This window comes from Curtobacterium sp. PhB146 (assembly GCF_004342995.1).
GTDB lineage: Bacteria > Actinomycetota > Actinomycetes > Actinomycetales > Microbacteriaceae > Curtobacterium.
The window spans coordinates 1-5855 of sequence record NZ_SMBN01000014.1; the positions used below are offsets into that span (position 1 = coordinate 1).

Here is a 5855-nt window from a genome sequence, read left to right on the forward strand (position 1 = left end):
CAACGCGAACTGGGTATCCGAGAGCAGCTGGAATCGAGACACGGGACCAGCATCCCGGAACCACCCCGCCCCCAATTACAAGACACGCCCTAGGCCCTTGCGCGTGCTCAAGGGTGCCCGGTGACCCATCGGCTACCGGACGGCAGCGTTGCCGCGGACGAGGTACATATCAGCTTTGGACGCGGACGATCCACCCGATGATGTTGCCGTGGTGCGGTCGACGGTCGGCGGTCGGACAGTGTCGAAACGCTGTGCTGTTGCCCGCCATTGGTCTCGGGCACGGAGAAGTCACCACTGTCCGGATCGTTGACGGAACGCCCGAGTCACACACTCCGGTCAGATTGAAGATCACGGTCATAACGAAGGACGCTGCCCGACCGCACAACGGCCCATGCCCCGGGTGCCTAGTGTCCGACAGCCTCTCCGTCTGCTCGCTGCGTGATGGCCTTGGCCCGTCGTGAGGTGAGGGAGGGCGGCACGCTTCTGCCCGCAAGGTTGCGTACCCTGGCATCATGAGGGTGCTTCGAGTCTGGGGTGTTGCGCTGTTGGTCGGCGTCGCCGTGACGCTCACGGGCTGTACGACCGGCAACGACGGACTCGCCGAGCAGTACCGGGACGGTGACACGAACAACTACATCTCGGGCGACGGCGCTGTCACGGAGTACGCCGCAGACGATCGTGGTGCTCCGGTCACTTTCGAAACGCACGACCTCGACGGCAAGGTCATCCGCGCCGACGAGTACCGCGGCAAGGCGCTCGTCCTCAACTTCTGGTACGCGTCGTGCGCGCCCTGCCGGATCGAAGCGAAGGATCTCCAAGCCGTCAGCGATGATCGGCACGCGCAGGCGACCTTCCTCGGCGTCGATGTCCGGGACTCGGCAGCGACCGCGCGTGCTTTCGTGAAGGAGCACGACGTGTCGTACAGCAACGCCGTCGATCAGGACGCGGCCGTGCAGCTCGCGTTCTCCGGTATGAACGCACCCAACTCGACGCCGGCGACCATCGTTCTCGACGAGGAGGGCCGAGTGAGCGCCCGCATCCTCGGACCAATCAACCGCAGTGTGTTGACGACGCTGATCGACGAAGCCAGCAAGTGACGACGGAACGCCCAAGCCTCTGAGTAGCGAGCCGGTCAGCGCGCCGAGCGCGGACGGCGTGGCTGCGTCCCGCGGAGGGATCGTCTACCGCGACGCAGACCTGGTGGCCGGTCTGAGCAGCACGAGGCCGGGCGCCCCGTTTGGAGCGGGGGGTCCGTGACCGATCGCTGTGAACCCAAGAGCGACATAGAGCTGGAGAGCTGGACTGTCGACATCAGAGGTCTGCAACCAGCACGCGGTGTCGTCGATCGCTCGTAGCCACTCACCGAGCACCCTCCGTCCGAGCCCGCGGTACTGCTCACCCGGCGTTCGGGCAAGGAGATTCAGCGAGTACGAGTCGTCAAGTTCTGATGCCTCGGAGGCAAGCGTCTCCCGAAGCTCATCCGCCCAGGGATACTGCTGTTCCTCCCACCGCCACGGGTGCCCGTAGCAGAACGCGACGAGTCGGCCGTTGTCACGAGCAACCCCCGCGATCACGCGCTCACTCTTGATCGAGGCTTCATAGACCGTTGCGAACAGTTCAGCGCTCGATGGAGGCTCGCAGAGCGGAGGTTGCTCTGCCGCGGTCTGGTACAGCAAGCGAACTTCCTCTCGGTCGGGAAAGTTCTCCACGGAGTTCGAAACGCTGACGACGGTCATGTCATCGAGCTTAGGAGCGTGCCCGATAGCCGATCGTCATCCAGGACACGGTCAGGGCCGTGTGCTGGATGACGATCCGCTACCGGGCGGCGTCGGTCAGCACCTGGTCGATCCACTCGTGATGATCGAGTTCGGTGAGCTCGGCGAGAGTCGCCCACCGGGTTTCGAGCACTTCGTCCTCGCCGAGGAGGAACGACGACGTGCGCAGTGAGCAGAGATACGCGACCGTCACGTACCCAACTTGGTCGCCGTTGGGGAGACGTTGTCGAGGGTGGTGCCACCGTAAGCCCCGATGATCCGAATGACGTCGCTGCCCACACCGAGTTCTTCTCGCACTTCGCGCAGCAACGCCGCGGGCGGGTCCTCGCCGGGCTCGATGCCGCCCCCGATCAGGCTCCATCGTCCGGAGTCGCGCTGCCGCGCGAGGAGGAAGCGATCGTCGTCTCGGATGACCGCAGTCACGCCCGGGAGTAGGAGGTAGCTGCTCCCGATCCGCTCGCGCAGCGATCGGACGTACTGAGAGACCGGCATGCTCCGAAGCTACCGTGCGCCCTTCCCGCAGAAGGATCGCTCGCCGGGCGCTCGGAAGCAGTAGCTTCAGCGAATGGACACCGTAAGCGCGAAGGTACTGGGCACAGGTGCGATCGTGTTCGGGCTCATCTTCATCGTGACGTCCATCGTGCGCTTGAGTCGTCCAGACCTCGACGTCCTGCTCGCGGTTCTGAACATCATCTTCGGCGCCCTCTTGATCTACACCGGCTTCAGACTGTGGCGATCCGCTCTTCGCGGAACGAACCGCGACCGATAGGCGATCGGTCAGCGGGCGCGGCGACCCGCAGAACTTCACAGGCGCCCCTTCCTCTGCTCGCTATCGAGAGGGAGTCACGCCTCGATTCCTATCGGACGACAGCAGCGCTCACCTCAATGGAGCGTGCGGGGTCCTCGAAGTCGGTTTGCCGCCGGGGGAAGTAGCCGGTAGCAGCGGAGTCGACCCTAGACGGTTCGGAGCACGGTGTTCACGAGGCGTTCCGTGTCTTTGGCTGGGTCGAGTGGGGCGCCGAGTTGGGCCCAGAGGTACGCCGGTGCGATCACGAGTTCGATGCAGCCCAGGCCGTCGATCGTGGTGACGTCAGCGGCGTCGAGCATCGCCTGGAAGTCGTCGATTCGAGGCTTCACGAGCTCGCTGACCGCCTCGAGGTCCGGCGCTGCCTGCGATGCGGCGAGGAGTGCCCGCAGCAACCCGAGCGCGTGCGGCCCGCGGAGGCTTGTGAGGAGTCGGCCGATGTACCCCGTGAGGTCGGCGCGGAGGTCGCCGGTCGCCGGGACCGGGGAAGCCTGCCGGACGTCGCTGACCATGACGTCGAGCAAGAGTGACTCGATTGTCTGCCACCGGCGGTACACCGTGGTGGCGTGCACCCCGGCGCGGTTCGCGACTGCGGGCACCGTCAGTTCTGCTTCAGGATCCGCAAGCGTCGCCCGGACCGCGGCGAGTACGGCTTCGCGCGTGCGAGCAGTGCGCCCACCAGGGCGACGAGAACCGGCAACTTCTGGCATAACTCCACCCTATTGCACAGCCAGCTGCGTTAGGTATGCTCCAAGCTACTAACGCAACGTAAGTTGCAAGAACGGAGCACAATGACCACCGCGCTCATCGTCGGAGCTGGCATCGCCGGCGACACCCTCGCACTTTGTCTCGCCCGCGACGGATGGGAGGTCACCGTGGTGGAGATCGCGCCCGCGCTCCGGACCGGCGGACAGACCGTCGACCTGCGCGGCGACTCCCGGCAGGTCCTCGTCGACCTCGGGATCATCGGCGCCGCAATCGAGCACCTGATCCCGCAGCGCGGCATTGCCTGGATCCGCGCTGACGGCAGTCGGATGGCCGAGATGCCGGTCGAGGCGTTCGGGGGTCGCGGGTTCATCTCACGCGAGGAACTCTTGCGGGCCGACCTCGCACGTCTCCTGCATGACGAGGCGCGCGCGGCCGGTGTCGTGCACCGGTTCGCGGACACGGTCGACGCCCTCACGGACGCGGTCGAGGGGATCGATGTGCGCTTTCGTTCCGGGCGCTCGGGATCGTTCGATCTCGTCGTCGGCGCGGATGGAACGCACTCCCGAACGCGAGCACTCCGCTTCGGCCCCGAGTCCCGCTACCGGAAGCCCCTCGGTCTGGCGCACGCCTGGTTCACCCTTGATGAGCAACCCGAGACGCCTCTGCTGGATGGTTGGGCGCTGTCCTACAACGAGCCGGGTCGTCGCGGCCTGACCGCTCGGCCCGGCCATGACGGTCAACAAGAGGTCGGGATGACGTTCGCGGCGTCCACCGTGCCTCGCGATCGGGATGAGCAGCTCACTCTCCTCGGCAACGTGTTCGCCGGCACCGGGTGGCGTGCTGCCGAGTTCCTCCGAGCAGCACGAACCGCGCCGGACTTCGCACTCGACACGTACGACCAGATCCTCCTACCCGACACCTGGTCCGACGGACGCGTGGTCCTCATCGGTGATGCCGCGTGGAGCGCCAGCCCACTCAGCGGCCTCGGGACCGCACTCGGTCTCCGCGGTGCAGCAGAACTCGCCCACGCACTGCGCCAGCACGGCGTGCACGGAGATGCGTCCGGAGCGCGGATGGCCGCGGCGCTGCAGACGTTCGAAGGTGCCATGCGACCCAGGGCCGCCGCAGCGCAGAAACTGCTTCCGGGCCGTGTCCCCATGGTCGCTCCGAAACGGCAATGGGGTATCCGGGTGAACGCCGTCGCGATGCGCATGCTCCAGGCACGCGCCCTCCTGAGCGTCGTCGGGTTCGTGGCAGGCAGCCGCGGCCACGATCCCGCATCCGCTGAGAACGCCGCATCTTCGCCCACACCCGACGCGCGGTAGAGGATCCGTTGCCGGTCGCGGTCGGGCCTACGCGACGGGGGCCTGGCCCTTGGTTCTCTGAACGCTCACCCGCATCGGAAGGTCCTGCTGCAAGGCGTCGACGCGGGGATCGAAAGTAGGTTGACCGTCACTCATGGGGAGATCGAGGTAGCTCCGCCGAATCACGTGCGAGAAGGGCGCGCCGTGACTGTTGTCCCGGTGACGACGGAGGTACCAATGCTGAGGATGACGTCGCAACGACGCTGCGTCGACACGGGTCTCATCGGCGGAGAGCAGAAGTGACCACAGTTCGTCGTCAGTCATGCCGGCCAGGACGGTCGGTTCGAGGGCTCCCGTGCCGAGGAGACGACTTACCAAGCCACGCACGACGGCGACGGGGACGAGGTTTGCTGCGCTTCTCTGCGCGTGGGCTTCGCCGATCGCGAGGTCCGTGAGTTCCACCGCATCGACCGGATCAGCATCAACGGCCCCGTCGCGCAAACGCAGCCGACGCAGCAGCTCTTGCGGTGCGGACCGCGTGCGCCCGTGCGCCTGCCCGCTACGCAAGAAGGAGTCGAGGTGGTCCAGCTTCAGTCCACCGTGCACTGCCGTGAGCGCCGAGGGGAGGCTCCCGTCATCGAGTGCGATGATCGTTTCAGCATCGCTATCGAGTGTCACATATGCGGCGAAGATCGCAGTGATCCGCTGTCGGGTGAGGCGGTGGTGGTCGAGACCCGCGAGGCCCTCGAGTGTGTGACTGAACGGCAGATGGCCGACATCGTGCAACAACGCTGCGATCCGCGAAGGGTGATCCTCGGACGCGAAGTGGGCCACGAGGGCAAGCACGCCGAGCGAGTGCTCGAGGCGAGAGTAGGTCTGAACCGTTGTGATCGAGGCGGCTCCCGCATGTGCGATGAAGGCCAGACGCCGCACCGGCCAGGTGCGGAGGAGACGCTGCTCCGTTTCTGTCAGGCTCACTTCGATCCGCCACAGCGGGTCAAAGAACACCCCGTCGTTCCCCAACGTGTCGATCGCGTCCCCGTGCACAATGGCCTCTCTGCCGTCCCCGTCGACGGTATCGGAACGAACAGCGATTTCCAGCAAGCTCACTCAGACTGGGCCCGATCCGCTCCGGCTACGCACACGTGACGGGTTGCGTCCGATAGACGATCGTTCAGTGAGACGAGGGCGCCGGTGGTGGTGTCTATGCTGCTGCACGATGTCGACGATCTGCCCGAGCACCTTCGATAGGTGGAGATGTGA

8 protein-coding genes are annotated in these 5855 nt (G+C 65.9%); 3 read left to right on the forward strand and 5 right to left on the reverse strand.

Annotation, left to right across the window (positions count from 1 at the left end; translation table 11 throughout):
• The first annotated feature begins 560 nt into the window (after positions 1–560).
• Positions 561–1097, forward strand: coding sequence for a TlpA disulfide reductase family protein (locus EDF33_RS19830; protein WP_243692523.1), 537 nt, complete (start codon positions 561–563; stop codon positions 1095–1097).
• Positions 1098–1181: 84 nt separating this feature from the next.
• On the opposite strand, the gene EDF33_RS19835 is transcribed toward EDF33_RS19830, so the two are convergent.
• The 3 genes from EDF33_RS19835 to EDF33_RS19840 all read right to left on the reverse strand — a co-directional run bounded on the left by EDF33_RS19835 (position 1182) and on the right by EDF33_RS19840 (position 2267).
• Positions 1182–1736 carry a GNAT family N-acetyltransferase gene (locus EDF33_RS19835; protein ID WP_131880252.1) on the reverse strand — a complete coding sequence of 185 codons (555 nt, stop codon included), beginning with the start codon at positions 1734–1736 and terminating at the stop codon, positions 1182–1184.
• Positions 1737–1815: 79 nt separating this feature from the next.
• Entirely contained in the window at positions 1816–1968 is a 153-nt protein-coding gene (locus tag EDF33_RS20635; RefSeq protein ID WP_243692524.1) for a hypothetical protein, read from the reverse strand.
• The gene (locus EDF33_RS19840; RefSeq protein WP_243692525.1) at positions 1965–2267 is read right to left on the reverse strand and encodes an NUDIX domain-containing protein; all 303 of its coding nucleotides are present in this window, start codon (positions 2265–2267) and stop codon (positions 1965–1967) included. The genes EDF33_RS20635 and EDF33_RS19840 overlap by 4 nt, the downstream gene beginning before the upstream one ends.
• 73 nt (positions 2268–2340) lie before the next feature.
• Here EDF33_RS19840 and EDF33_RS19845 point away from each other — a divergent pair, with 73 nt between their 5' ends.
• A complete protein-coding gene (locus tag EDF33_RS19845) occupies positions 2341–2544 on the forward strand; it encodes a hypothetical protein (protein WP_131880256.1) in 204 nt (67 codons plus the stop codon).
• Positions 2545–2729: 185 nt separating this feature from the next.
• Here EDF33_RS19845 and EDF33_RS19850 read toward each other — a convergent pair whose 3' ends face one another.
• Positions 2730–3179, reverse strand: a complete 450-nt coding sequence (locus EDF33_RS19850; RefSeq protein ID WP_165918893.1) for a TetR/AcrR family transcriptional regulator C-terminal ligand-binding domain-containing protein — start codon at positions 3177–3179, stop codon at positions 2730–2732.
• A gap of 192 nt (positions 3180–3371) precedes the next feature.
• On the opposite strand from EDF33_RS19850, the gene EDF33_RS19855 reads away from it, so the two are divergent.
• Positions 3372–4613, forward strand: coding sequence for an FAD-dependent monooxygenase (locus tag EDF33_RS19855; RefSeq protein WP_131880260.1), 1242 nt, complete (start codon positions 3372–3374; stop codon positions 4611–4613).
• Between the two features lie 27 nt (positions 4614–4640).
• Here EDF33_RS19855 and EDF33_RS19860 read toward each other — a convergent pair whose 3' ends face one another.
• Positions 4641–5702, reverse strand: coding sequence for an HD domain-containing protein (locus tag EDF33_RS19860; RefSeq protein WP_132100979.1), 1062 nt, complete (start codon positions 5700–5702; stop codon positions 4641–4643).
• Positions 5703–5855: the final 153 nt, after the last annotated feature.